Genomic DNA, 806 nt, shown 5'->3' with positions numbered 1-806 from the left:
CCCCCTCCTCGACCGCGATCGATCCGTGGTCGTACCCGGTCACGATGTCACCCGTGTTTCCGGCGCGCGTACGGTCGGCACAGCCCGCGTAGTGCTGCCGGAGTGACTCGGCCAGGGCGACCGCCTCGGCCTCGGTCGGCAGGACGAGGGCGTGCTCGTAGGCCGAGGCCGTCTCCGAGGTGTTGAATCCGGCGCTCCAGACGCTCTCCACCGGGATGTCGTTGGTGTTGTACTGCCAGAAACAGGGGCCCGTGGTGTTCCACCCGGGCTCGTCGGACGCCCCGCCCATCCAGGGCAGCGAGTCCGGCGGCAGGTCAGCGATGTCGATCATCCCCGGCTGCGCCGACGTGTCGACGGGTGTCGCGCCCGCCACCGGCGCCGCCACCGCGACCACCAGCAGGGCGACGCCCGCCCCGCGCGCCCATGTACGAATCCCCGACCTCATCCGTCCACCTCCGTGTGCACAGCTGCGGAAAGGCCCCCGCCCGATCGGGACCGGGGCACCCGTCCAGCATGCGAAACCCCGCCCGACGGGGAGGGGTGGGCACGAACGGTGTCCTGAATCCCCCGTCCTGAGCACAGGATCTGACCGAAAAGGCCACATCGGCCACTTGGCCGGGCACCCCGAAGCGGGATCGCGGCATGATGGGCGGCATGACCGATCAGACGGACGAGTGGTCACCCTCTTCTCCTACGAGAGCCTCCCTGGCTGCCCGCAGCTGGCGCGGCTGACGGCGGATTGACTGCGCGACCGCGGCATCGACTGGATGCCGTTCAGCCCGGACGAGATCAGGATCGACCTGGCT

General features: G+C 70.1%; 1 protein-coding gene. It reads right to left on the bottom strand.

What is annotated here, in order from left to right:
- On the bottom strand, nucleotides 1-445 hold a 445-nt coding region (locus VR45_RS41605; RefSeq protein WP_045945185.1), incomplete at its 3' end, for a hypothetical protein.
- Nucleotides 446-806 lie beyond the last annotated feature (361 nt).

The organism is Streptomyces sp. NRRL S-495, from assembly GCF_000966955.1.
GTDB lineage: Bacteria > Actinomycetota > Actinomycetes > Streptomycetales > Streptomycetaceae > Kitasatospora > Kitasatospora purpeofusca.
Note: the sequence above shows the minus strand (reverse complement) of the source record. Positions and strands in the feature narration are given on the sequence as shown.